The sequence below is a fragment of the Bradyrhizobium sp. SZCCHNR1017 genome (genome assembly GCF_032381375.1).
Classification (GTDB): domain Bacteria; phylum Pseudomonadota; class Alphaproteobacteria; order Rhizobiales; family Xanthobacteraceae; genus Bradyrhizobium.
The window spans coordinates 1-22513 of the sequence record NZ_JAUHIR010000018.1; the positions used below are offsets into that span (position 1 = coordinate 1).

Annotated in this window: 24 protein-coding genes; 7 read left to right on the plus strand and 17 right to left on the minus strand. The window is 66.3% G+C overall.

All coding sequences use genetic code 11. From position 1 onward, the window contains the following. Positions 1–181 precede the first annotated feature (181 nt). Positions 182–1411 carry an amidohydrolase family protein gene (locus QW863_RS30515; protein WP_315717745.1) on the minus strand — a complete coding sequence of 410 codons (1230 nt, stop codon included), beginning with the start codon at positions 1409–1411 and terminating at the stop codon, positions 182–184. A 256-nt stretch (positions 1412–1667) separates the two neighbouring features. Between QW863_RS30515 and QW863_RS30520 the strand changes: the two genes are divergently transcribed. From QW863_RS30520 to upp, 3 genes are all read left to right on the plus strand, one after another. Continuing rightward, complete coding sequence (locus tag QW863_RS30520; RefSeq protein WP_315717746.1) at positions 1668–2924, plus strand: GTP cyclohydrolase II; 1257 nt, start codon at positions 1668–1670, stop codon at positions 2922–2924. Between the two features lie 14 nt (positions 2925–2938). Next, complete coding sequence (locus QW863_RS30525; RefSeq protein ID WP_315717747.1) at positions 2939–4162, plus strand: URC4/urg3 family protein; 1224 nt, start codon at positions 2939–2941, stop codon at positions 4160–4162. Between the two features lie 271 nt (positions 4163–4433). After that, on the plus strand, positions 4434–5063 hold the full coding sequence (upp, locus tag QW863_RS30530) for a uracil phosphoribosyltransferase (protein WP_231327004.1): 630 nt from the start codon (positions 4434–4436) through the stop codon (positions 5061–5063). 6 nt (positions 5064–5069) lie between these two features. Here the strand turns inward: upp and QW863_RS30535 are convergent, their stop codons facing one another. Genes QW863_RS30535 through QW863_RS30565 form a run of 7 tightly spaced genes read right to left on the minus strand, consistent with a single transcriptional unit; the run spans position 5070 to position 11553 of the window. Beyond that, a complete protein-coding gene (locus QW863_RS30535; RefSeq protein WP_315717748.1) occupies positions 5070–6443 on the minus strand; it encodes an amidohydrolase family protein in 1374 nt (457 codons plus the stop codon). Further along, entirely contained in the window at positions 6440–7333 is an 894-nt protein-coding gene (locus tag QW863_RS30540) for a polysaccharide deacetylase (RefSeq protein ID WP_315717749.1), read from the minus strand. The genes QW863_RS30535 and QW863_RS30540 overlap by 4 nt, the downstream gene beginning before the upstream one ends. After that, on the minus strand, positions 7320–8138 hold the full coding sequence (locus QW863_RS30545) for an ABC transporter substrate-binding protein (RefSeq protein ID WP_315717750.1): 819 nt from the start codon (positions 8136–8138) through the stop codon (positions 7320–7322). Before QW863_RS30545 ends, QW863_RS30540 begins: the two co-directional genes overlap by 14 nt. Positions 8139–8142: 4 nt before the next feature. Further along, the gene (locus QW863_RS30550) at positions 8143–8907 is read right to left on the minus strand and encodes an amino acid ABC transporter ATP-binding protein (protein ID WP_409977981.1); all 765 of its coding nucleotides are present in this window, start codon (positions 8905–8907) and stop codon (positions 8143–8145) included. Next, positions 8907–9761, minus strand: coding sequence for an amino acid ABC transporter permease (locus QW863_RS30555; RefSeq protein ID WP_315717751.1), 855 nt, complete (start codon positions 9759–9761; stop codon positions 8907–8909). The genes QW863_RS30550 and QW863_RS30555 overlap by 1 nt, the downstream gene beginning before the upstream one ends. Further along, the gene (locus QW863_RS30560) at positions 9758–10579 is read right to left on the minus strand and encodes an ABC transporter substrate-binding protein (RefSeq protein WP_315717752.1); all 822 of its coding nucleotides are present in this window, start codon (positions 10577–10579) and stop codon (positions 9758–9760) included. Before QW863_RS30560 ends, QW863_RS30555 begins: the two co-directional genes overlap by 4 nt. Positions 10580–10602: 23 nt before the next feature. Next, positions 10603–11553, minus strand: a complete 951-nt coding sequence (locus tag QW863_RS30565) for an N-carbamoyl-D-amino-acid hydrolase (RefSeq protein ID WP_315717753.1) — start codon at positions 11551–11553, stop codon at positions 10603–10605. Positions 11554–11732: 179 nt separating this feature from the next. Between QW863_RS30565 and QW863_RS30570 the strand changes: the two genes are divergently transcribed. Continuing rightward, on the plus strand, positions 11733–12671 hold the full coding sequence (locus tag QW863_RS30570) for a LysR family transcriptional regulator (protein WP_315717754.1): 939 nt from the start codon (positions 11733–11735) through the stop codon (positions 12669–12671). Positions 12672–12774: 103 nt separating this feature from the next. Here QW863_RS30570 and QW863_RS30575 read toward each other — a convergent pair whose 3' ends face one another. Both QW863_RS30575 and QW863_RS30580 read right to left on the minus strand, forming a co-directional pair. Beyond that, complete coding sequence (locus tag QW863_RS30575; RefSeq protein WP_315717755.1) at positions 12775–13569, minus strand: creatininase family protein; 795 nt, start codon at positions 13567–13569, stop codon at positions 12775–12777. Between the two features lie 303 nt (positions 13570–13872). After that, positions 13873–14115: a hypothetical protein gene (locus QW863_RS30580; protein WP_315717756.1), complete on the minus strand. Its 243-nt coding sequence runs from the start codon at positions 14113–14115 to the stop codon at positions 13873–13875. A gap of 1264 nt (positions 14116–15379) precedes the next feature. Here QW863_RS30580 and QW863_RS30585 point away from each other — a divergent pair. Then, entirely contained in the window at positions 15380–15814 is a 435-nt protein-coding gene (locus QW863_RS30585) for a DUF2267 domain-containing protein (RefSeq protein WP_315750299.1), read from the plus strand. 67 nt (positions 15815–15881) lie between these two features. Here the strand turns inward: QW863_RS30585 and QW863_RS30590 are convergent, their stop codons facing one another. From QW863_RS30590 to QW863_RS30615, 6 genes are all read right to left on the minus strand, one after another. Further along, entirely contained in the window at positions 15882–17795 is a 1914-nt protein-coding gene (locus tag QW863_RS30590; protein WP_315717758.1) for a nitric oxide reductase activation protein NorD, read from the minus strand. A 3-nt stretch (positions 17796–17798) separates the two neighbouring features. Then, complete coding sequence (locus QW863_RS30595) at positions 17799–18608, minus strand: CbbQ/NirQ/NorQ/GpvN family protein (RefSeq protein ID WP_315717759.1); 810 nt, start codon at positions 18606–18608, stop codon at positions 17799–17801. Positions 18609–18667: 59 nt separating this feature from the next. Next, entirely contained in the window at positions 18668–20014 is a 1347-nt protein-coding gene (locus QW863_RS30600) for a cbb3-type cytochrome c oxidase subunit I (RefSeq protein WP_315717760.1), read from the minus strand. 36 nt (positions 20015–20050) lie between these two features. Further along, the gene (locus QW863_RS30605; RefSeq protein WP_315717761.1) at positions 20051–20503 is read right to left on the minus strand and encodes a cytochrome c; all 453 of its coding nucleotides are present in this window, start codon (positions 20501–20503) and stop codon (positions 20051–20053) included. Positions 20504–20604: 101 nt separating this feature from the next. After that, on the minus strand, positions 20605–20868 hold the full coding sequence (locus tag QW863_RS30610) for a cytochrome C oxidase subunit IV family protein (RefSeq protein ID WP_315717762.1): 264 nt from the start codon (positions 20866–20868) through the stop codon (positions 20605–20607). 3 nt (positions 20869–20871) lie between these two features. Beyond that, positions 20872–21450, minus strand: a complete 579-nt coding sequence (locus tag QW863_RS30615) for a cytochrome c oxidase subunit 3 family protein (RefSeq protein WP_315717763.1) — start codon at positions 21448–21450, stop codon at positions 20872–20874. Between the two features lie 116 nt (positions 21451–21566). Between QW863_RS30615 and QW863_RS30620 the strand changes: the two genes are divergently transcribed. Then, positions 21567–21722, plus strand: coding sequence for a hypothetical protein (locus QW863_RS30620; protein ID WP_315717764.1), 156 nt, complete (start codon positions 21567–21569; stop codon positions 21720–21722). Positions 21723–21775: 53 nt separating this feature from the next. Then, positions 21776–21964, plus strand: a complete 189-nt coding sequence (locus tag QW863_RS30625; RefSeq protein WP_172112235.1) for a hypothetical protein — start codon at positions 21776–21778, stop codon at positions 21962–21964. 6 nt (positions 21965–21970) lie between these two features. On the opposite strand, the gene QW863_RS30630 is transcribed toward QW863_RS30625, so the two are convergent. Next, positions 21971–22216, minus strand: a complete 246-nt coding sequence (locus QW863_RS30630) for a hypothetical protein (RefSeq protein ID WP_315717765.1) — start codon at positions 22214–22216, stop codon at positions 21971–21973. Positions 22217–22513: the final 297 nt, after the last annotated feature.

The following is a 22513-nucleotide window of genomic DNA, read 5'->3' on the forward strand; positions in this document are numbered from 1 at the left end:
AGCGATTGATCTGCGCGACCCCAAAACTGTCAACTATGTCCCCGAACAGGTGTAAGCTATGTCTCCGGGCTGAACAGAAGCGAAGCAATCCAGGGCTACACGAGGACGCTGGATTGCTTCGTCGCTTCGCTTCCCGCAATGACGAATGTGGCGACAGCGTCATGCAACACCCCTCATCGTTTCACCCCGGCCGGTGCAACACCGGCCGCATCCGCGAGAACGACGGCCGGCCGCGCTTGAGGCCCCAGAGCGGCTGCGCCAGGGTCGCCACGGCCTCGGTCGGCGTCGCCGCATCGATGCAGACGAGATCGGCCGGCGCGCCGACCTCGATGCCGTAGTCATCGAGCCGCATCAGCCGCGCCGCGTCGTGCGTGACCATGTCGAGACACCCCGCAAGATGATCCGGCCGCGAGACGTGGCAGACGTTGGCGTAGAGGTTCGCCATCCGGATCAGCGAGCCGTCGCCATACGGCGTGAACGGGTTCAGCACGTTGTTGGTCGAGAGCGAGCAGGTCACCCCCGCAGCGCGCAGCGGCTCCAGCGGGACCACGCCGCGCGGAATCGCATGATCGTGGCGGCGTCCCATCAGATGCAGGTCGGTCGAGGGCAGCACGGTGACTGCGACGCCGGCATTGGCGAGCTGCGTTGCGATCGCGTCGAAACGCTCCGGCGGCAGCAGCGACAGCTGCGTGACGTGGCCGACCGCGACGCGTCCGCCCCAGCCGTATTCCTCCGTCTTGCGGCAGACATATTCGATCTGCATGTGATCGAGCGTCTCGGCAAGATCGAGATGCATGTCGATGTCGACGTCGCGGTCACGCGCGATCGCGAAGATGCGGTCGATCTGCGCCGGCGGGTCGGTGTCGAAATACGGGGCGGCGCCGATGGTGCGTGCGCCGCGGCGCAGGCCCTCGATCAAGAGCTCCTCGGTGCCCGGATAGTTGGTGAGCCCTTCCTGCGGAAACACGCAGATCTCGAGGTCGAGCGCCCAGGCATAGTCGCGCGCGAGCTGCTGGATCGCCTCGAAGCCGATGAAGCCGATGCCGGGATCGAGCTCGACATGGGTGCGCATCCGCATCGTGCCGTGGCTGACGCAGCGTTCAACGGTCCGCTTCGCCCTGTCATAGACATCGTCGGCCGTGAAGTTGCGCTTGGCGGCCGCAGTCTCGCGCACCGCCTCTGCCACGGTCCCTTCCCTGATCGCGCAGCGGTCGAGGATGCAGGTCTTGTCGAGATGGATGTGCGTCTCGATGAAGCCGGGCACGACGAGGCAGTTCTCGGCATCGCGCTGTTCGCCGTCGGCCTGCAATGACGGCGCGATCGCCACGATGGTGCCGTCGGAAATTCCGATATCGGCCCGGCGCAGCTCACTGTGCTGCGCCAGCACCGCATTGCGAATGATCAGGTCCATGCCGCCGTTGCCGTCGAGAATTCCAGATGCGCGCCAAGCTGGCGGCGCCGCCTGCAAAAGGCAAGCGCCATGCCAGGGCCTGACGCCGCGGGACCGCCGACCGGGATCCGAAACCATTCGTTTACAAATAACCGGCCACCCGGGACCACTTGTTTGGCGGGGAAAAACTGCTATATTGGTGCATGGAAAACGTGAACGCGTTCTGCTCAGGCCCGTCGTCAAGGCGGGCCGTTGCCGTTTTGGGGGTGGCTGTCCGATGACTCGCTCCAACCGTACGGATCACATCCGCCTGACCTCGCACCCGGTGCCAGGCGCCAAGCATAATTTCCCGCTCCACTGGGGCGCCGAAAGCGCACGCGAGCGCGGACCCGTGATCGGCACGGTATCACGTCCGCAGGACCGCAACGTGATCGGCAGCCATGGCGGTTCCTACACGGTCTACCGCGCGCTCGCGGTATCATCTGGTGCGCTCGACCCGATCCGCCGCCCCGATCTCACCAACACCCATCCCGCCGCCACGATCGGCCCGTTCGCGCAGTGGCGAGAGCCGGCGAAGATCGTCGCACTCGATCCCTGGGGTCATCTGGTGGCCGAGAATTTCGGCGGCGAGATCGCGGAAGGAATCGATATCCGGCCGACGATCGCCGTGACCAAGGCGCGGATCGAGCTTCCTGAGTTGCATGCGGCGCTCGCGGCCAAGCGCCTCGTTCATGACGGCGACGTCGTGCATGCCAATGGCAGCGTCTCCGTGGTGAAGATCGCGATCGACCCGGTGTGGTACCTGCCCGGCGTGGCCGCGCGCTTCGGCACCAGCGAGACCAGTCTACGCCGCGGCCTGTTCGAGCAGACCGGCGGCATGTATCCGGAGCTGGTGACCCGGCCCGACCTGCAGGTATTCCTGCCGCCGATCGGCGGCACCACGGTCTATCTGTTCGGCGACGTCGACAAGCTCAATGACAGCCGGACGAAGATCACATGTCGCGTGCATGACGAGTGCAACGGCTCCGACGTGTTCGGCTCCGACATCTGCACCTGTCGCCCGTATCTGATCCACGGTATCGAAGAATGCGTTGCGGCCGGGCAGAACGGCGGCCTCGGCATCATCGTCTACAACCGCAAGGAAGGCCGCGCGCTCGGCGAAGTGACGAAGTTCCTGGTCTACAATGCGCGCAAGCGCCAGGAGGACGGCGACGCCGCGGCGGCCTATTTCGAGCGCACCGAATGCGTCGCCGGCGTGCAGGATGCGCGCTTCCAGCAGTTGATGCCCGACGTCATCCACTGGCTCGGCGTCAAACGCATCGACCGCTTCATCTCGATGAGCGACATGAAGCATGACGCGCTGGTGGGCCAGGGTGTCGACATCGTCGAGCGCGTGCCGATCCCCGACGAGCTGATCCCGGCGGATGCCCATGTCGAGATCGCGGCCAAGAAGGCCGCCGGCTATTTCTCGCTGGAGCCGCAGAAGCCCGAGGCGCTCGGCGACACCGTCGGCCGACCGCTCGAAAAGTACTAGCGCAGCGGCTGATCATGACCGACGTTTCATATCTCCTGTCCGCCCGCGCAGTGCGCGAGCGGGCGCATCAGCTGCTTGCGCTCGGTCTCGCCGACAAGCTGCCGCACTTCCGCATCGACCTCGCAAAGCTCGATGCGATTGCCGACCTCGTGCTCGACGTGACCCGCAGGGCCTATCCCGGTGGCGAGGTGCCGTTCCACTCGCGCTGGCGGCATTTCGTGGTCGGCGGTGTCGATCGCTGGGCCGCGATCGCCGACAATGTGAATTGGCCGGATGCGGCTTCACGGGCGCGCGCCGAGTTCGATCTCGCCATCACCAGCGTGCTGCTCGACGCCGGCGCCGGCGCGGCGTGGCGCTATCGGGATGCCGTGACCGGCGCGCGCATCGGCCGCTCCGAAGGGTTGGCACTGGCGAGCCTCGACATGTTCGCACGCGGTGCGTTCTCGGCCGATGCAAGCCATCCGCTGCGGGCCGACGCCGCGAAGCTGCAGCACACCATCGTCGCCGATCTCGAACGCGGCTTCCAGGTGAGCGCCGACAATCCGCTGGTCGGACTCGAAGGCCGCGTTGCGCTGCTGCGCCGGCTAGGCGAGGTCACGGCTGCAAAGCCGGATATCTTCGGTCGGAAGGATACCCCACGTCCCGGCGGTCTGTTCGATCAGCTCGCCGCCGGTGCGACCGGCGGCCACCTCCAGGCCGCCGACATTCTGCAGCAGGTGCTGCTGCAGCTCGGCCCGATCTGGCCGTCGCGGCTGACGCTGCAAGGCATCGCGCTCGGCGACTGCTGGCGCCATGCTTCCCTGGTCACCGATGACGCGACCAGCGGTCTCGTCCCATTGCACAAGCTGTCGCAATGGCTGAGCTATTCGCTGATCGAACCGCTGCAGCGCGCCGGCCTCGTGGTCGAGAACATCGACGGCCTTACGGGACTCGCCGAATACCGCAATGGCGGCCTGTTCGTCGACGGCGGCGTGCTGGTGCTGCGCGATCCCGCCGATGCCGCGCGGGCGCATGCCGTTGATTCCCCGCTGGTGGTGGAATGGCGCGCGCTGACCGTCGCCCTGCTCGATCGCCTGGCCGCGCTGATCCGCCAGCGCACCGGCCAGACGGCGGAACAGCTGCCCTTGGCGCGCATCCTCGAAGGCGGCAGCTGGGCCGCCGGCCGCAAGCTCGCCTTCGCCCGCCGCCCGGACGGCTCGCCGCCGCTGACCATCCTCAGCGACGGCACGGTGTTTTAAGAGGTGTTTGGCAGCCTTGCTTCATAACAGCCGACGTCATTGCGAGCGAAGCGACTTGTCCGCCATAGCCCGAAGGGCGACGGCGGAAGCAATCCAGAGCCCGGAAGAAAGTCTGGATTGCTTCGTCGCTTCGCTCCTCGCAATGACGCAATTCATAAGTTGCGCGTAGGGTGGGCAAAGCGCAGCGTGCCCACCATTCCAAGCTGAGCTAGTATCAGGTGGGCACGGCGCTTCGCGCCTTTGCCCACCCTACGCTTCGGAGATGAAAGCCATGGAAGGCGTCACGGTCGTCGATCATCCGCTGGTGCAGCACAAGCTGACCTTGATCCGCGACAAGTCGATCTCGACCAAGTCGTTCCGCGAGCTCTTGAAGGAGATCGGCATGCTCCTGTGCTACGAGGTCACGCGCGACCTGCCGCTCACGGAGGTCGAGATCGAGACGCCGCTGGCGCGAATGCAGTCGGCCAAGATCGCCGGCAAGAAGCTGGTGTTCGTGCCGGTGCTGCGCGCCGGCGTCACCTTCGTCGACGGCATGCTCGATCTGGTGCCGACCGCCCGCGTCGCCCATATCGGCCTGTATCGCGAGCCGCAGACCTTCACCGCCGTCGAGTATTTCTTCAAGGCGCCGTCCGACCTGCACGAGCGCCTCGCCGTCGTGGTCACGCCGGTGCTCGCGACCGGCAACAGCGCAGTCGCCGCGGTCGACCGGCTCAAGGAGCGCGGCGCCAAGGATATCCGCATGGTCTGCATGATCGCGGCGCCCGAGGGCGTCGAGCGCGTCCGCGGCCTGCATCCCGATGTCGCACTGTGGACCGCCGCGATCGACGACGGCCTCGACGACGACGCCTTCATCGTCCCCGGCCTCGGCGACGCCGGCGACCGCGCCTACGGCACGCGGTAGCAGCATTCAGCCGGCGAATGCGGCCTCCGCCTCCGGCAGCGCCCAGATCCTCTCGATCGCGGCAGTCCCTGCGGCGGTGATGGCAGCCTCGTCACCGTGGAGATAGCGGCCGTCGTGGATCAGCAGCCGGCCGTCGATCATCACCTGGTCGATGTTGGCGCGGTTCGCGAGCGCGATCAGGCCGCGGCGCGGGTCGTGTAGCGGCTGAAGATGTGGATGCGTCATGTCGACGACGGTGAGGTCGGCGGTCGCGCCGGGCGCGATGACGCCGAGATCGTCGCGCTTGATCATGGCGGCGGCCGTCGTGGTGACGGCGTCGATCAGTTCCGGCGCGCTCGCCGTCTCGGCGCTTCCCAGCGCGATCTTCGAGATCATCGACGCCGCGTTGAGCTCGCCGAGCAGATCCATGTTGTAGCCGTCGGTGCCGACCGCGGTGCGGACGCCATGCGCGGCGAAGCGGCCGAAGGCGGCGGTGACTCCGGCGCGCGCGAACACGCGCGGGCAGTTCAGCACGCCGGCACCACGCGCCGCCATCAGCGCAAGGTCCGCATCGGTCGACGCGTGGCAATGCGCCGCCAGCAGATCGGGTCCGAGCAGGCCGAGCCAGTCGAGATATTCGGCCGGGGTGCGGCCGCCATGGCGCTGCGCGATCGTCGCGACCTCGCCCGCGCTCTGCGCCATGTGCGTGGTGATGGGAACGCCGAGCTCGCGCGCCCGGCTGGCAGCCGCGCGCAACAGATCCGGTCCGCAGGTATCGGTCGCGTGCGGGCTCATCGCAAGACGAATGCGGCCGTCGCCCTGGCCGTGCCAGCGCTGATGGAGCGCATTCCAGACCGCCATGTCGGCCTCGCCGTCATCGCCGGCGTAAGTCACGACGCCGGAGGCATCCGCCTTGGCATCGCCGGTCGAGAACAGATAGGGCGCGCCATAGAAGCGCAGGCCCATCTCGAGAGCCGCATCGAACAGCTCCGGGATCGTGTTGCGGAACGGCTCCATCACCGTGGTGGCGCCGCCCTTCAGGAGCTGCAACACCCCCATGCGGCCGATCGCCAGCCGCTCCTCCACCGAAAGGATCTCGGCCCCGCGCTTGGACAGCGGCAGCAGCACGGTGTAGACGATGCTCTTGTTGTTGCGCCGGCCGTTGCCGTCCTCGGTGAACGTGCGTGCGATCGCCTCGCTGAAGATGTGGTTGTGCAGGTTCAACAGGCCCGGCAGCACGAAGCGACCCGGACGATCGAACATCTCGTCCGCCGCCGGCCGATCACGCGTCACGGCCGCGATGCGCCTGCCCTCGACCAGCACCCAGTGATCGCGCAGGACGTCCTGCGCGCCGTCCTTGCGCGTCAGCACGTAGCTGCCGAAGATCGCCGTCGTACTCATGCGTCCTTCGCTTCCGCCGCCTCATGGCGCTGGTAGTTCGCCGCGATCTCGGCTCCGGTCGTGATCCACACGTCCCGGCACGATTTGGCGTAGGTCAGGAACTCGCGCAGCAGCCGGAAGCGCATCGGCCGGCCCGAGACCTGCGGATGCAGCACGGTCGTCACCATCGCGCCCCAATCGCGGACTTCGTCCAGCTCATCCTTCCACATCGACAGCACGTGCTCTTTCGGAAAGATCGAGCGCGGCGAGAACCGCGCCGACAGGCCGTGCATCCAGTCGTCATAGCTCGCGGTCACCGGGATTTCGATCGTGCCCGGCGAGCCGGAGGCCAAGCGATGGCGATAGGGCCTGACGTCATCGCGGAACGAGGAGGTGTAGACGATGCCCTGGCGCACCAGCGCTGTCAGCAGCTCCTCGCAGAACTCGCCGAACGGCGCGCGGTAGCCGATCGGCCGGATTCCGAGCCGGCGCTGGATCGCCTCGAAGCCGCGCTCGATCTCCTCGACGATGAAGGGATCGCCGGGATCCGGCAGCAGATGGTGATAGCCGTGATGGCCGATCTCGTGGCCCGCCTTCAGCACCGCTTCCGCCATCGCCGGATGCGCATCGACCGCCCATCCCGTGATGAAGAACGTCGCCTTGAGATCGAGCTCGGCGAGCAGCTCGAGAAGCTTCGGCGTGCCGACGCGCGCCTCGAAGCCGCCGAAGCTCATCGTGACCAGACGCGCCGCATGCGCGGGATCCTTCGAGGTCCAGGCGCTCTCGGCGTCGATGTCGAACGAAAGGAACATCGCCGCTCTGTGCGGCGCAGGCCATGGATAGCCCGGCGCCGGCGGCGCGGTGTTGGCGGGAACGACCGGGATTCCCGCGAGCGCCTTACTGTCCAGCATTGATCAGCACCTTCTCGATTCCATTGTCGCTCAGCTTCCACTTCGCCAGCAGCGCCTTGTAGCTGCCGTCGGCAATCAGGCCCTCCAGCGCGGCGCGCAGCGCCTCGCGCAGTTCGTCCGCCTTCACCGGCGTCGCCAGCCCCGTATATTGGTACGCGATGGGCGTGCCGACCGGCACGTAAGTGTTCGGCTCGAGATCCATGATGTAGGGCAAGGTCTCGTTGCCCTGCACGGCGGCGTCGATGCGGCCCTGCTTGAGCTGCGTGCGGGCGTCGGCCGAGCCCTCGGTGCCGACGAACTCGATTCCGCTCGCGCCGCAGTTCTTCTCGCTCCAGGCGGCGATGTCCTTCGGGAACATCGTGCGCCTGGAGGCGCCGACCCTCTTGCCGCACAGCGCCGTCGGCTCCTTGAACTCGCTGGCGCGCGAAGCCTGCACGAAGAATCGCGGACCGCTGCGCAGGTAGTCGATGAAGGTCGCGGTATCCTGCCGGCTCTTGTAGTCGGTCATGCCGGTCAGGATGATGTCGAAACGCTGCGTGGCGAGGCCCGGCATCAGCTGGTCGAAGCTGGTCTCCTGCCACACCGCGTTGACGCCGAGCTTCTTGGCCAGCGCCTCGCCGAGCTCGACGTCGAAGCCGGTCAGGGTCGCGGTGGCCGGATCCTTGAACTCCATCGGCGGATAGTTCGGCACCACCGCGATGCGCAGGCCGTTCTGCTTGATCTCGGCCGGCAGCTCGGCGGCGAGAGCCGCGCCCGCCACGGCCGCGCTCATGAGCCCAGCCAACACGATCGACTTCAATTCCATCACCTCACCCCACTTCAGCTGCCAGAAATGCCTTGGTCCTCGCCTCGCGCGGCGCACGCAGCACCTCGCCGGCCGGACCACTCTCCACGATCACGCCCTGGTCCATATAGACAACCCGGTCGGCGACCTCGCGCGCGAAGCCGAGCTCATGCGTGACGACCAGCATGGTCATGCCGGACCTCGCCAGCTCCTTCATCACACCGAGCACCTCGCCGACCAGCTCCGGGTCGAGCGCCGAGGTCGGCTCGTCGAACAGCACCAGCCGCGGCTTCATTGCGAGCGCGCGTGCGATCGCCACGCGCTGCTGCTGACCGCCGGACAGTTGCGCCGGATAGGACTGCGCCTTGTCGGCAAGGCCGACCCGGCGCAGCAGCGACAAGGCCTCGTCCTTCGCCTCGGCAAGCCTGCGCCTCTGCACCTGCACCGGCCCCTCGATCACGTTCTCCAGCGCCGTCATGTGCGGGAACAGGTTGAAGCGCTGGAACACCATGCCGCAGGCGAGGCGTTGCCGCGCGATCTCGCGCTCCGACAGCCGATGCAGCCGGCCGGCCGTCTCGCGGAAGCCGAGCAGCGTGCCGTCGAGCCAGATGCCGCCGCTGTCCGCCGTGGCCAGCTGGTTGACGCAACGGAGCAAGGTGGTCTTGCCGGAGCCGGATTGCCCGATCAGGCACACCACCTCGCCCTCGAAGACATCGAGCGAGACTTGCTTGAGCGCCTGGAATTCCCCGAAGCGCTTGCTGACCTGACGGATGGCGACGAGCGGCGTCATCAGCGCCCCCGCGCGATGCCACGGGCAAAACGGTGTTCGAGCAGCATCTGCAGCGGCGTCAGGACCGAGACCACGAGCAGATACCAGAGGCCGGCGACGATCAGGAGCTCGATGACGCGCGAATTGGCGTAGTAGATGTTCTCGGCCGAGTGCAACACCTCCGGATACTGGATCACGCTGGCGAGCGAGGTCGCCTTGACCAGGCCAATGAACTCGTTGCCGAGCGGCGGGATCACCACGCGCATCGCCTGCGGCAGGATGATCCGGCGCAGCGCCTGCAGCCGTCCCATGCCGATCGCCTGCGCCGCCTCGTATTGCCCGATGTCGACCGAGAGCAGCCCTGCCCGCATCACCTCCGAGGTGTAGGCGCCCTGGTTGATGCCGAGCCCGAGCAGCGCGGCCAGGAACGGCGTCATCACGTCGACGGCGCGCGCGCTCCACAGGCCGGGGATGCCGATGGTCGGAAACACCAGCGCGAGGTTGAACCACAACAACAACTGGAGGATCAGCGGCGTACCGCGAAACAGCCAGGTGTAGCCGGCGGCGACCGACCGCAGCACCGGATTGGGCGACAGCCGCATGATCGCGACGACCACGCCGAGCGCGATGCCCAGCGCCATCGCCGCGACGGCCATGACCATGGTGTTGACGATGCCGCGCAGGATCACCGGCGCGGTCACGAAGCGTTCGACGTAAGACCATTCGATCTGGCCTCTGGCGAAGGCGCGGCCGATCGCCAGCAGGATCACGACAATGACGGCAGCCGTAAGCCAGCGGCCCCAATGCGCCTTGCGCGCGATCCTGTGCGCCGACAGGTCGGGAAAGCCATCGGCCAGTACGTCGGCGCGGCTCATTGCGGCGCCGCGTTGAGCATCGGCTCGCGCACCGCATTGGCGCCGAGACCCCATTTGTCGAGAATGTCCTTGTAGCTGCCGTCGGCGATCATCGACTTGAGCTGTTCGGTCACGACCTCGCGAAAGCCTGCATCGTCCTTGCGGAACATGATGCCCTGGTAGCCGAAGGCGATGGGCTCACCGACGATGCGATACTTGCCGGCCTCCTGCGACTGCGCATAGGGCAAGGTCTCGCTGCCCTGCACGGCGGCATCGATGCGGCTCTGCTTGAGCTGATTGCGGACATCGATCGAGTTCTCCCCCGGCACATATTGCGCGGCAGGCTTGCCTGCGGCCTCGCAATTGGCCTTGCTCCATTTCTCGATCTCCTGCGGGAAGCTCGTCGAGCGCGTGGTGCCGATCTTCCGGCCGCACAGATCGGTCGCGACCTTGGCATCGCTCTCCGCCAGCACGAAGAACTGCGGGCCGGTGACGAGATAGTCGACGAAGTCGGCGGTCTCGCGCCGCGAGGCACGGTCGGAGATGCCCGAGATGATGAAGTCGGCGCGCCGGGTCTGCAGCGAGGGAATGAGTTCGGCGAACGCCGTCTCGCTCCACACGATCTTGACGCCGAACCGCTTCGCCAGTTCGTTGGCGAGATCGATGTCGAGCCCCTTCAGCTCGTTGGTGGCGGGGTCGTGATATTCCATCGGCGCGTAGGTCGAGTTGACCGTGAGCTTGAGCACGCCAGCCTGCTTGATCTCAGCGGGCAGCTCCGCGGCCCCCGCCGGAGCAAGCGAGGCGAGGATGACGAAACCTGCGAACAACGAACGGCGCATCCTGCAACTCCCCACGTGAACGGCTAATCGACCACGACCGGCTCGACGGCGCCGGCGCGCTCGGTGATGAGCCTGTACTGATCCGGCCGGCGATGCGCCGCGAAGTTGAACATCTTGTCCTTGCCCTGGCGGCACAGATCGAGGTCGATGTCGGCGACGACGACCTCGTCGGCGAGCGTCTTCGCCCGCGCCACGATGCAGCCATTGGGATCGACGATGCAGGAGCCGCCGATCAGCCCGCTGCCGTCCTCGTCGCCCGCCTTTGCGACCGCGATCGCCCACGTCGCATTCATGTAGGCGTTGGCCTGCGCCACCAGGGTCGAATGGAAGGTACGCAGCGAGGCATCCTCGGTGTTGCCGCCATTCGGATCGTAGGCTGCGGAATTGTAGCCGACGCAGACCAGCTCGACGCCCTGCAGCCCGAGCACCCGCCACGATTCCGGCCAGCGCCGGTCGTTGCAGATCATCATGCCCATGATGGCGCCGCCCCACTCGCGGCCGGCGCGCACGGCCGGAAAGCCGAGATCGCCATAGCCGAAATAGCGCTTCTCCAGCTGCTGATACTTGGCACTCGGGCGCGGCTCGACGGAGCCGGGCAGATGCACCTTGCGATATTTGCTGATGATCTCGCCGTCGGGATCGACAAGGATGGAGCTGTTGAAGCGGCGTCCGTCCGGTGTCAGCTCGGCATAGCCGACATAGAAGCCGACGCGAAGCGCCCGCGCCCGGTCGAACAGCGCGGCAACGGACGGGTTCGGCATCGCGCGCTCGAAATAGCTGTCGAGCTCATCGCCTTCGAGGATCCAACGCGGGAAGAAGGTCGTGAATGCGAGTTCCGGAAACACCACCAGCTTCGCGCCCTGGGCGGCCGCCTGTTCCAGGAGCCCGATCATGCGCGACAGCGTGTGCCCGCGGCTGTCGGCGCGCTGGGTCGGCCCCATCTGGGCGGCGGCGGCGCGGAAGATACGGCTCAAAACTCTGCCTCCGATCTGTGCGTCATGCCTTTCCAGCAGGCGGCAGCACCGCCCTCTGCGACGCGCAAGAGAAGCATCAATGAAGCGAAACCGGCGCAGGAATTGCAACCAGTCGGGACGACCTCGGTCTATGATATTTTGGCCGAGATCATCACCCGGGCTAATAGGGCGACCATGCCATGAACCTGCGCCAGTTGGAGATCCTGCGGGCGGTCATCCGCCACCACACCACGGTCGCTGCCGCCGAGGAGCTCGCGCTGTCGCAGCCTGCGATCAGCAATGCGCTGAAGGCGATGGAGGCGCAGGCCGGCTTCACGCTGTTCGAGCGCGTCAACAACCGGCTGTTCCCGACACCCGAGGCGATGACGCTCTATGAGGAGAGCGAGGCGATCTTCACCCTGCACGCCCGGCTGGAAAACCGCGTGCGTGACCTGCGCGAGCAGAAGACGGGTCATCTGTCGATCGTCGCCACGCCGCCGCTCGCCTACAGCATCATCCCGCCGACCTTGTCAGGCTTCCTGCGGCGCCGGCCGCAGACGCGGATGTTCTTCGACGTGCGCCGCTACGAAGGCATCATCGAGGGTGTGCTCGGCAACGTCGCCGAGCTCGGCTTCGCGCTCGGACTGTCCGATCATCCCGGGATCGCCCATGAGGTCGTGCATACCGGGGAGATGGTGTGCGTGATGCCGGCCCTGCATCCGCTTGCCGAATGCGACGTGATTTCAGCGCGGGATCTCGCCGGCTTCCCGCTGATCGGCCTCGAACGCGGCACGCGCCTCGGCGAAGCGGTGCGCGAGAGCTTCCGGCAAGCCGATGCCGACTTCCAGCCGACCGTCGAAGTGCGTTACTGCAACACGGCCTGCGTGCTGGCTTCGACCGGCGTCGGCGTCGCCGTGGTCGATCCATTCTCGCCGCGCCAGGGCGGGCATGATCTCGTGGTACGGCCGTTCACGCCGAGCACCAAAGTCTCGGCCTATGTGCTGTGGTCGGAGGCGCGGCCGCTGTCGAACCTGGCGAAGACGTTTCGCAGCGAGGTGCGAAACGCGAGCCGCAGTCTTGCGGACGGCCTCGACGCGATCGGAGCTCCGAGCCTCGCCGCTTCCGCGCAGCGCGGCTGAGCTTGCCGATCGGCATGCGTCCATCAAACCCGTGGACGTATCGTTTGCGGCCCATCATCCGAAACGCCCGCCTGCGACGGGCTTCTCGGGATGATGCTCCGCGTCACTGTCGTCTTGCGGCTGGCGGCGGAATTGGTGCAGTGGACCATGGCTCGCCCGCCCGCAATCGCGCCGCCAGCGCCGCCGCGCAGCCGGCGAGCAGCTTCTCGCCCTTTGCAGCAGATGCCTTGCGCGCATCGCCTGCGACGCCGGAGGTGGTGATGTCGGCGAACGATCTGAACATCTTCAGCGACGGGACCAGCGAGCCCATGATGTCGAAGCTCGGCCCAAAGGCAGCGTCGAGCCTCGCCGCGTCGACGAGGCCTGGATGAGCCGCCATCATCATCGAGGTCTCGGCTTCGCAGGCATGCATCACGCCCTCCTGATCCTCGAGGACCTTGGCCATGGTCTCCCGCCCTTCCATGAAATAGGTCGTCGTCGCGATCGGCGCATTGAGCTCGCGCGTCAGTTCGCCGGTGAGGGTGGCCAGCGCCTGGATGTTGCCGCCATGGCCGTTGACGATCACGATGCGGCGGAAGCCGGCATTCAGAATCGAGCGGCACAGGTCTCTGAGCACGGCGTGGTAGGTGGAGAGACCGAGGGTGAAGGTGCCACCGAACGGAACGTGATGGTCGGCGAGCCCGCACCAAACGGTCGGCGCGACCACGATGGGATGGTCTGGAGTCAGCTCCAGCGCGGTGCGACGGCAGACCTCGCTGCACAGGAAGTCGTCAACTCCCGTCGGCAGATGCGGGCCGTGCTGCTCGGTCGAGGCCACCGGCAACAGCACGATCGCGTCTCGGGCCGCGAGCGCGCGAAGCGCTGCGGCGGAAAGTCTGTTCCAGGCGGTTTCGGTCATGATGGCTGCTCGCATGGTCGGAGATGAGGCAGATTGGCTCATATCACGCAGCCACCGCAACAGCCCATCCCGGCGTATCGGGCGCGCAGGCCGACAGTCGCCTGCGTGCACCTCAGACCGCACGCCCCTGCGCGATACTGCGCCCTCTCCCACAGGGGCGAGGACGCGGCGACCGACACCGCACCCTCGGCTACATCAGGAGCATGCTCTCCATGCACTCAAACATCGACAGCGATTGCGGGCTCGACAAGGTGCAACGGCCTTGCGTCCTCACAACACCACGGCCCGCGCGGCAGGCCGGTCTCACGCCCGCGTCAGTTCGATGTCGTGGGTCTGCTTCGTCTCCGCGTCGTACACCCTGATCTGCAACATCGGAAACCGGCGCTTGAGGTCATGCGCGCCGTTGTGTGCGCCATCCTTGGTCTTGAATTCGGTCTTGATCTGACCATCGACCACGACGGCATAGCCGGTCAGCGGAAGGTCGTTGCCGGATTTGTCTTGAGCAGGCTTGTTGTGAACAGACTTCTCTTGGGCAGACTTGAGCATTGCGAGCCGACGTCGATTCGTGAGTTGAAAGGGGTGTCGAGCGCGCGATCTCTCCGCCTCGGACGACTCCGATGTAAGGTGAGTCTGTCGCGACGAGCAAGCGAAGACGTGTTCTTCACAAGCAGGGCGATTACGGGTTCAACCTGACGGCGCAGCGCCGGCCCGCGATGATCTCGGGATGTTCGGCGCGAACGAGTCGCGCAAGTTCCGGACTTGCAACGCGAACGTTCCGGTCGCTCGCCATCATGCGCGCCACCGCGAACGAGGAGCGCCGTGGTCGCGCGTCTCTCAGCGCCCGCAGCGCCCACCTCGCGCCGCCCCCAAGGCAGCAGCCCGATCCCAACTTGGATGCGCTCTCCGACTGAGCACGGGCAGACGCAAAATCCCGGGGCCATCGGACGAACGAATCAGCATGACCGCCATGCGCGAATTGCCCGTCGTGCCAGTCTGCCGCAGATAAACAGCTTGCACCGTCGGGCAAATCAGGACGACATTTCCGCGCATCCCGCCTCATGAAGAGGGGCGTGTCGCGAACGTCACGAGACGTGGAGTGCGGGATGCGATGGACGCGACGTGTCGCAGCGGGTGTCATGCCTGCGGACGAACGGCACGGCGCGGACGGCGAAGTCGCATGGTCCTGGCGCCGCGACGCTGGCGTCAAGCTCGTGACGAGGTTTCAGCCTCGCGCGGGTGACGGTGGCAAGACAGCCCGTTCACCGGGGAGAATGCGTATAAGCCGTAACACTATCGCGCAGGGAAGGCCGGGATGTCTCAGCCGAACCTGTGGTTCCTGCCCCGTGCATTCTTTCCGCACGGGGGCCATGGGGGCGGCGAGCTCCCGGCCTTCCCTGCGCCCTCTCACTTGAAGAGGGCTCCGTCAAGCAAGACTCGGGCGCGATAGGCGCCGCGAGATCGCGACGTGCTGATTTGTAGACGTTCTGTTTGTCGATGGCTGTTTGTCAGAGTGAACTGCTGACCATTGTCACGTGCCGTGCACGGGACCACGACGATCCCCGTAAGATGACGGATGGGCTTGCCTACCGCCGGTGCCGCTGCGGTAGCAAGGGATCGTAAACGACTGCGCCGGACGTTGACCCGCCATTTACCTCACGGTCCAACCACGACATCGTGATTTGATGCAGGTCAACATAACCGGCCCGAACGCACCACCTACTGACAAGGCGTTCAAGCGAATCAGGCCTTGCCGTTATCTCGTTCGGCGTCCCTCGAACGGTCCTGTGCACTTGTCATCATGGAGAACCACATGAGCGAGACCGGCGTGACCGCCCTGGATCACACCGTCCAGGAAACCAACATCTGGCTGAAGGCCATCGAGCAACGCCTCGCGCTGGCGAGCCGGCAGCAGGCCTACAACGCACTGCGTGCCGTGCTGCATGTGCTGCGCGACCGTATGCCGATGGCCGTCGCCGTGAATTTCGGCGCCCAGTTGCCGATGCTCATTCGCGGGATCTACTACGAGGGCTGGCACCACGCGGCAACCCCGACCAAGGACCGCCATCTCGAATATTTCGTCGATGACATCTTCCGCCAACTGCCGCCGCAATTCCCGGTCGATCCGCTCACGGCTGCGCGCGGCATCTTCGAAATTCTCTGGGAGAAGCTCGATCCCGGCGAGTTCGACAAGCTGATGGGCCACCTGCCGGTGCCGCTGCGCAATCTGCGCGAGCCGGCGACCTGAGGGCCGGACCCCTTCGATCAGCTGGCCGGTATCGGTCGTCGGTACGGCGGCAGTGCGCCTCTCGCCTTCAATGCGCGAGCTGCCGGTACAGCGCCGGCAGCGCGGCGGGCAGTCGCCTGATGTTGCCGACGATGGCGTAGCCGCCGCGGCCGAACAGGGTGGGAAAATACGACTGCGCCGACGCATCGATGGTCACGCCGAACACCGCGACGCCGCCGCGCCGCGCTTCCTGCACCGCCTTGCGCGTGTCCTCGATCGCGAACCGCCCCTCATAGTGATCGACGTCGTTCGGCTTGCCGTCGGTGAGCACCAGCAGCAGGCGCTTGCGCTCGGATCGCTCGGCGAGCTGGCTGGCGGCATGACGCACCGCCGTGCCGATACGCGTATAGTAGCCGGGCCTGAGCGCGCCGATGCGGCGCTCGACCCGCCCGCTCATCGGCTCGTCGAATGCCTTCACGGTCTCCAGGCGGACCCATGAGTTGCGCCGCGAGGTGAAGGTGAGAATGCTGTGGCTGTCGCCGCAGGCCGACAGCCCATGCGCCAGCACCAGCAGCGCCTCCTTCTCGACGTCGAGAACGCGCACGCCGTCGATCCACGCATCGGTCGATAGGGACACGTCGACCAGGAGAGTCACCGCGAGATCATGCGCGAGCGGGCGCATCGCCAGATGCACGCGATCAAGTCCGCCATGGCCGGCATTGAGATCGCTGCGCGCGCGCACCAGCGCGTCGATGTCGAGGTCGTGGCCGTCGGCCTGCGCGCGCATCACCTCATGACGCGGCCGCAAGGTCTCGAACCTGCGCCGCACGCTGCGGATGCGCCGGCGCATCGCATCGTCCGGAGACCACGCCTCGCCCGCCTCGGCGGCATCGCCGGTCACGACGCGACAATGGTCCGGCAGATAGGCGCCGCTGCGATAATTCCACTCGGGATACAGCCGGCCGCTGTCGAGCCGGGCCGTGTCCACCGCCTCGGGCGGCAGGTCGAGATCGAACTTCAGCTTGCTCGCCGGACGCCCCTTGCGCCTGGCGATCGCGAGCTCATCGAGATCGTCGGCAGCCTTGCGGGCGTCGTCATCGTCGGTATCGTCGGACGGACGATCGACATTGACCATCTCCGCCATCGCCAGGATCTTCTCGAAGCGGTTGAGGATGAATGGATCGCGCTTGGCCGTGTCGTCGCGCTCGCGCCGCGCGAAGCGTTTGCGGGTGTCGGGTGCCCCCTCCTGCTCTGCGGGCGTCTGCGTCTCGTCGTCCTCGCGCGCCGCGGCAACGGCATCGCGGCTCCAGCAATCGCCCCACAGCGGACACGGCAGCATCGGCCGATAGCCGGGCGGGGCGGCCTCCGGCAACGCGCCGCCAGCGATGACCGCATTCCACAGCGCGCCCTTGGGCGGCGCGCCGGCGCCGAGCAGGGCCATGACGATGTGCTCGACCTGCTGCTCGAGCCGAGGCAGCGGCCGCCGCGGACGCGCCACAGCCAGCGCTTCGGCGAGTTGCGCATGCGGACGCGCCAGTCCAGGGAAGCGCGCCAGCACCAGCGAGGTCGTCTCACAGGCCCGGCGCAGCGCCAGCAGATCATGCCGCAGCGGATCGCGCTCCGCGATCGGCTCGACCGCCATGGTCGCGAACCACGCCGCGAGCCAGTGATAGAGCTGCGTATTGAGCGCGCGACCCGGCAGCAGCGCGATGGTCTCCGGCAGGAAGACGGTGGCGCCATCGCGCCCGGCCTGATCGAGGCATTCGTCGCCGAGGCCAATGCGCTGGCGCCAGCCGAGCCGATGGCCCGATTTGCGCGCCTTGGCTCCGGCGACCTGCACGCCGCTCTCGCCGCCCAGCGCGCGGAACATCACGGCGATGCGGCCGCTGATCTCGTTCAGGGCGACGGCCTGATCCGGATGGACCGGATAGCTCGAGGTCGTGCCGACCAGGCGATGCCAGGCGCGGCCGACGGTCTCCTCCAGTTCGAGGAAGTCGAGCATGGCTCACCCGATCACGGCATGCGCGACCTCGCGTAACGCGGCCTTGACGTCGGCGTCGTCGGTGAGCGGCTCGATCATCGCGGCGAGCACGGCGTCCGCGATGGATGCTCCGGCAGCGACGAGCGTCGCGCAATAGACCAGGAGCCGCGTCGAGACGCCCTCCTCCAAGTCATGGCCTTGCAGCGCTCGCAGCCGATGCGCGAGCGCCACCAGCGGCCGAACGCGCTCCGGCGCCAGCCCGCTCTCGGCGGCAACCACCGCGATCTCCTGCTCGGCGGGCAGGAAGCCGAATTCGATGGCGATGAAGCGCTGCCGTGTCGATGGCTTCAGCGCCTTGTGCAGCGACTGATAACCCGGATTGTAGGACACCACCAGCATGAAGCCGTCGGGCGCGAGCAGCTCCTCGCCGGTGCGCTCCAGCGGAAGAATGCGGCGGTCGTCGGTGAGAGGATGCAGCACGACGGTCACATCCTTCCGCGCCTCGACGACCTCGTCGAGATAGCAGATGCCGCCCTCGCGCACCGCGCGGGTCAGCGGGCCGTCGGTCCACACGGTGTCACCGCCCTTGAGCAGATATCGCCCGGTGAGGTCGGCGGCGGTGAGGTCGTCGTGACAGGCGACCGTGTGCAGCGGCAGGCCCAGTCGCGCCGCCATGTGCGCGACGAAGCGGGTCTTGCCGCAGCCGGTCGGCCCCTTCAGCAGCACCGGTAGGCGATGTCGGAACGCATGCTCGAACAGCGCGCATTCATTGCCGGTCGGCGTGTACGAGGGGAACGACAGGACGGTATCGATCGCGTGCAGCGCGGGCTTCATGATCACTCTCCGAATCGGGGGATGCAGGCGGCGGCATCGAAGCCGCCGCCTGCGGGGTTTTACTCCGCCGGCTGCAGGGCGCCGGGGATGATCGCCTGCTTGGCGCGGCCGGGCACCAGCACGGCCCAGACGAACATCAGCGCCGCGATCGCCACGAACACACCGGAGCCGAGCCGCACCCAGTAGAACATCGCGAGCTGGTCCTGCACGTCCATGTAGCTCTGGCCGAGCACGCGCTGCAGATGCACCTGGATGATGCCGGCGAAGGTCAGCGCAAAGGTCATCGTCATCATCGCCGTGCACATGATCCAGAAGCTCGCCATCGAGAGCCACTGGTTATACGGCGCACGCTGGCGCAGCTGCGGCACCGCATAGGCCATGACCGCGAGGTTGAGCATCACATAGGCGCCGAAGAAGGCGAGATGGCCATGCGCGGCGGTCACCTGGGTGCCGTGGGTGTAGTAGTTCACGCTGGACAGCGTGTGCAGGAAGCCCCACACGCCGGCGCCGAGGAACGCCATGACGGAGCAGCCGACCGACCACAGCAGCGCGGCGCGATTCGGATGCTTGCGTCCCGCCTTGAGCGTCATCTGCACCGTGAAGATCACCATGGTGAAGAACGGCGCGACCTCGAGCGTTGAGAACAGCGAGCCGATCCACTGCCAATAGCCGGGCGCGCCGATCCAGTAGAAATGATGGCCGGTGCCGAGGATGCCAGAGAACAGCGCCAGGCCAATGATGACGTAGAGCCACTTCTCCACCACCTCGCGGTCGATGCCGTTGAGCTTGATCATCAGGAAGGCCAGGATCGAGGCCATGATCAACTCCCAGACGCCCTCCACCCAGAGATGGACGATGTACCACCAGTACATCTTGTCGACGGCGAGATTTGCCGGATTGTAGAACGCGAACAGGAAGAAGATCGCGACGCCCCACAGACCGAACAGCAGGATGTTGGTCACCGTCGTCTTGCGACCCTTCAGGGCGGTCATCGTGACGTTGAACAGGAACATCAGGCAGACGACGACGATGCCGACCTTGATGATGAAGGGCTGCTCGAGGAACTCACGGCCCTCATGGTAGTGGAAGAGATAGCCGACGACGGCCGCACCCGCGGCGCCGAAGAACATCCAGAACTGGATCTTGGCGAGCAGCGGGCTGTAGAGCTCGGTCTCGGTCTCCTCGGGCAGCAGGAAGTAGGTGGCGCCCATGAAGCCGATCAGCGACCACACGATCAGCGCGTTGGTGTGGATCATGCGGACGATGTTGAAGGGAAGCAGGACCGACAGCGTGTTCGGCAGCACGTAGATGGTGCCGGCGAGCAGGCCGAAGATGACCTGGGCGAGGAATAGCGTCAGCGCGCCGTAGAAATACAGCATCGCGACCTTCTGGGTCTCATATCTCATCGCGGATCTCTCTCATGACGGGGACGGGATGCCGGCTCAGCCGGCCTTGTTCGGCGGCCAGTCCTGGCGCTTGATCGTGTCGGTCCATTGCAGGAAGTCGGCGAGGTCGTTGAGCTCCTGGTCGGACAGATTGAACTGCGGCATCTGCCTGCGGCCGGGCGCACCGGAGGGTTGCGACTGCATCCAAGATTTCAGCATCTCGCGCGCGGCGGCCGGGTCCTGCCGGCCGCCCCAGCGGTCCCAGACATTGCCGACCTCTGGCGCGAAATAGGCGCCCTCGCCGAGCAGGGTATGGCAGTTGATGCAGGAGTTTCTCTCCCAGACGTGCTTGCCGCGAGCGACTCCGTCGGACAGCGTCGACGCATTGGTCGAGGTCGTGACCATGTAGTAGTGGCTGTGCGCTGTGAGCCCGAGGAAGATCGCAAAGAAGAAGGCCGAACCGCCGTAGAAGACGTTCCGTGCGGCCGACTTGGTCAGGCGTTCCGCCATGACACGTCCTTTCCGTTTTGGTGAAGGTCGATGGTGAAGGCAATCTACCGGCACTGCCGGGAGTCTCTTTGTCGCGGCGCAAGCAGCACGGCGATGGCCCGTCAGACCAGCGCGCGGAGCGCCACCGCCAGCCCGGCGAGCGCAACCAGGCCTAGGAGCCACGATGCGAGCAGGCCGCGCCACAGCGCGGGCGCATGGCGGAGGCCGAGAAAATCCAGCACGATCACCCTGCCCTTTGCCAATGCGAGCGCGAGCACGAGGGCATCGGCGAGCCAGCGATTCGGCAGCAGCAGCGAGGCCGCGAGCGTGGCGACGGCGAAGCTCAGCAATTGAAGCCAGGCGAGCGTGAGGCGATCGCGGACCATGACTCATCCCACCAGATAGAGGATCGGGAACATCACGATCCAGACCAGGTCGACCATGTGCCAGAACGCCGTCCCGGTCTCGACACTGTTGGGCGCGGCATGACGACCGACGATTCCGAGGATGACCATCCCGAGTACGACGTGAAGCAGATGGAAGCCCGTGAGCAGAAAATAGAGCGTGAAGAACGGCGACGTCTCCAGGCCTGCGCCGGCGGCAATCTCCCTGCCATACTCGGTCAGCTTGACGGCAATGAAGGCCGCGCCGAGCAGGATCGCCAGCATGATCCAACGCCGTGCGGTGGCCGGCGATGCGCCTCTCGCCGCCGCCGCCCCGCGCGCCGCAGCCCACCCGCTCGTCACAAGCACGATCGTGTTCAATGCGGCGAGAGGTCCGTCCAGCATGGCCTGCCCGGCTGCGAACACGATTGGATTGACTGCGCGCGCCACGACGAAGGCGCCGAGCAGCAGGCCGAAAGCGACAAGCTCGCTGAGGATCAGGACCCACATCATGGGGTCGCCCGGCAACCCGTCGAGCACGCCCCAGCGCTCCGTTGGTTCCGGTTCGTATGTGAGTGCCGACACCGCCACCTCCGATCAGATGTCGGCAAAGCTAATCGGGGCGGCAGACATGCTCTTTGTCGGCGCACAAACAGCACGGCGCCCGGATGCGCTACCGGATCGACATCAGGAGCATGTCCATGACCGAAGCGCAGCTCGGCCTCGTCACCGCCACCCCGATCATCATCGTGTTTGCAGCGGCGCTGCGGCGCATGGGCGTGCTGTCGACCACGGGGACCGTGTCCGCGATCGCGCTCTCCGTTGCGATTGCGGTTGTCCTGTTCACCACGCAATAACCTCGCCTGGAACCTTTGCCGTCCTCGGGCGTCAGATCGTCCGGAGGTGCCGCATGGACGACAACCGGTTCGCAGAGCTGCTCGGCAACGCCGCCATCGGCGTCTGGGGCGACATGCCGCGCGACATCCAGGAAGCGCTGTTCGAGACGGCGATGCGCGGTCACGACGATCTGAGGCACGAACTCGCCAAGCTGCTTCACGACCGGCATCCGCGGACACAGCATCCGCCGCATCCGGCTTGAGCGGTCTCAGTCGCGATGATCATCAGCCCCGAACTGTGATGGCTCGTCGTAGCCCTTGCGGCTGCTGTAGAACAACAGCACCATCAGCCCGATCCCCACGATGAGCGAAAACACCACGCCGAGCGTGAGCGCGATCCAGCCCTCGGTCGGCATCGGATCGCCGGGCAAGGTCATGCCCTGATAGGCGAAGACGACGGCGGCCGCGAGAATCAGCAGCAATGCGACGATGATAGTGATGGGTCCTGCACGCATGGCGGTCGCACTCCTGACACGAGAACAGGACGCGACCACGATCGTTCCTGGACGGGTGCGGTAACGGCGCACGGCGGCAGTTCCGAAATTTGAGGACGGCGTCCCCACCCTTCTCGCTGCGCCGCCGAAAGCATCGCGCTGCATCCAATCGCAGCATCATCTGCTCAAAGGATGACGCGCGCTCCACCGCGCCTTGCCGCGCGCCGCATGGCTGCTCTCGCGGCGGATCGCTAGGCGTCAGGGAACTTAGCTGATAACCATACCGGCTCCCTATCGGCAGCAGAGGACAAGGACCGG

What these genes read in the sequence shown, in the direction of transcription:
- QW863_RS30610 (WP_315717762.1), bottom strand. Translation starts at nt 20,868, where the DNA reads ATGGTCCGCGATCGCCTCACGCTCGCCTGGCTTCAATTGCTGAGCTTC.
- QW863_RS30515 (WP_315717745.1), bottom strand. Translation starts at nt 1,411, where the DNA reads ATGGACCTGATCATTCGCAATGCGGTGCTGGCGCAGCACAGTGAGCTG.
- QW863_RS30520 (WP_315717746.1), top strand. Translation starts at nt 1,668, where the DNA reads ATGACTCGCTCCAACCGTACGGATCACATCCGCCTGACCTCGCACCCG.
- QW863_RS30605 (WP_315717761.1), bottom strand. Translation starts at nt 20,503, where the DNA reads ATGGCGGAACGCCTGACCAAGTCGGCCGCACGGAACGTCTTCTACGGC.
- QW863_RS30630 (WP_315717765.1), bottom strand. Translation starts at nt 22,216, where the DNA reads ATGCGTGCAGGACCCATCACTATCATCGTCGCATTGCTGCTGATTCTC.
- QW863_RS30620 (WP_315717764.1), top strand. Translation starts at nt 21,567, where the DNA reads ATGACCGAAGCGCAGCTCGGCCTCGTCACCGCCACCCCGATCATCATC.
- QW863_RS30585 (WP_315750299.1), top strand. Translation starts at nt 15,380, where the DNA reads ATGAGCGAGACCGGCGTGACCGCCCTGGATCACACCGTCCAGGAAACC.
- upp (WP_231327004.1), top strand. Translation starts at nt 4,434, where the DNA reads ATGGAAGGCGTCACGGTCGTCGATCATCCGCTGGTGCAGCACAAGCTG.
- QW863_RS30540 (WP_315717749.1), bottom strand. Translation starts at nt 7,333, where the DNA reads ATGCTGGACAGTAAGGCGCTCGCGGGAATCCCGGTCGTTCCCGCCAAC.
- QW863_RS30545 (WP_315717750.1), bottom strand. Translation starts at nt 8,138, where the DNA reads ATGGAATTGAAGTCGATCGTGTTGGCTGGGCTCATGAGCGCGGCCGTG.
- QW863_RS30625 (WP_172112235.1), top strand. Translation starts at nt 21,776, where the DNA reads ATGGACGACAACCGGTTCGCAGAGCTGCTCGGCAACGCCGCCATCGGC.
- QW863_RS30550 (WP_409977981.1), bottom strand. Translation starts at nt 8,907, where the DNA reads ATGACGCCGCTCGTCGCCATCCGTCAGGTCAGCAAGCGCTTCGGGGAA.
- QW863_RS30555 (WP_315717751.1), bottom strand. Translation starts at nt 9,761, where the DNA reads ATGAGCCGCGCCGACGTACTGGCCGATGGCTTTCCCGACCTGTCGGCG.
- QW863_RS30590 (WP_315717758.1), bottom strand. Translation starts at nt 17,795, where the DNA reads ATGCTCGACTTCCTCGAACTGGAGGAGACCGTCGGCCGCGCCTGGCAT.
- QW863_RS30535 (WP_315717748.1), bottom strand. Translation starts at nt 6,443, where the DNA reads ATGAGTACGACGGCGATCTTCGGCAGCTACGTGCTGACGCGCAAGGAC.
- QW863_RS30575 (WP_315717755.1), bottom strand. Translation starts at nt 13,569, where the DNA reads ATGACCGAAACCGCCTGGAACAGACTTTCCGCCGCAGCGCTTCGCGCG.
- QW863_RS30570 (WP_315717754.1), top strand. Translation starts at nt 11,733, where the DNA reads ATGAACCTGCGCCAGTTGGAGATCCTGCGGGCGGTCATCCGCCACCAC.
- QW863_RS30595 (WP_315717759.1), bottom strand. Translation starts at nt 18,608, where the DNA reads ATGAAGCCCGCGCTGCACGCGATCGATACCGTCCTGTCGTTCCCCTCG.
- QW863_RS30580 (WP_315717756.1), bottom strand. Translation starts at nt 14,115, where the DNA reads ATGCTCAAGTCTGCCCAAGAGAAGTCTGTTCACAACAAGCCTGCTCAA.
- QW863_RS30525 (WP_315717747.1), top strand. Translation starts at nt 2,939, where the DNA reads ATGACCGACGTTTCATATCTCCTGTCCGCCCGCGCAGTGCGCGAGCGG.
- QW863_RS30560 (WP_315717752.1), bottom strand. Translation starts at nt 10,579, where the DNA reads ATGCGCCGTTCGTTGTTCGCAGGTTTCGTCATCCTCGCCTCGCTTGCT.
- QW863_RS30600 (WP_315717760.1), bottom strand. Translation starts at nt 20,014, where the DNA reads ATGAGATATGAGACCCAGAAGGTCGCGATGCTGTATTTCTACGGCGCG.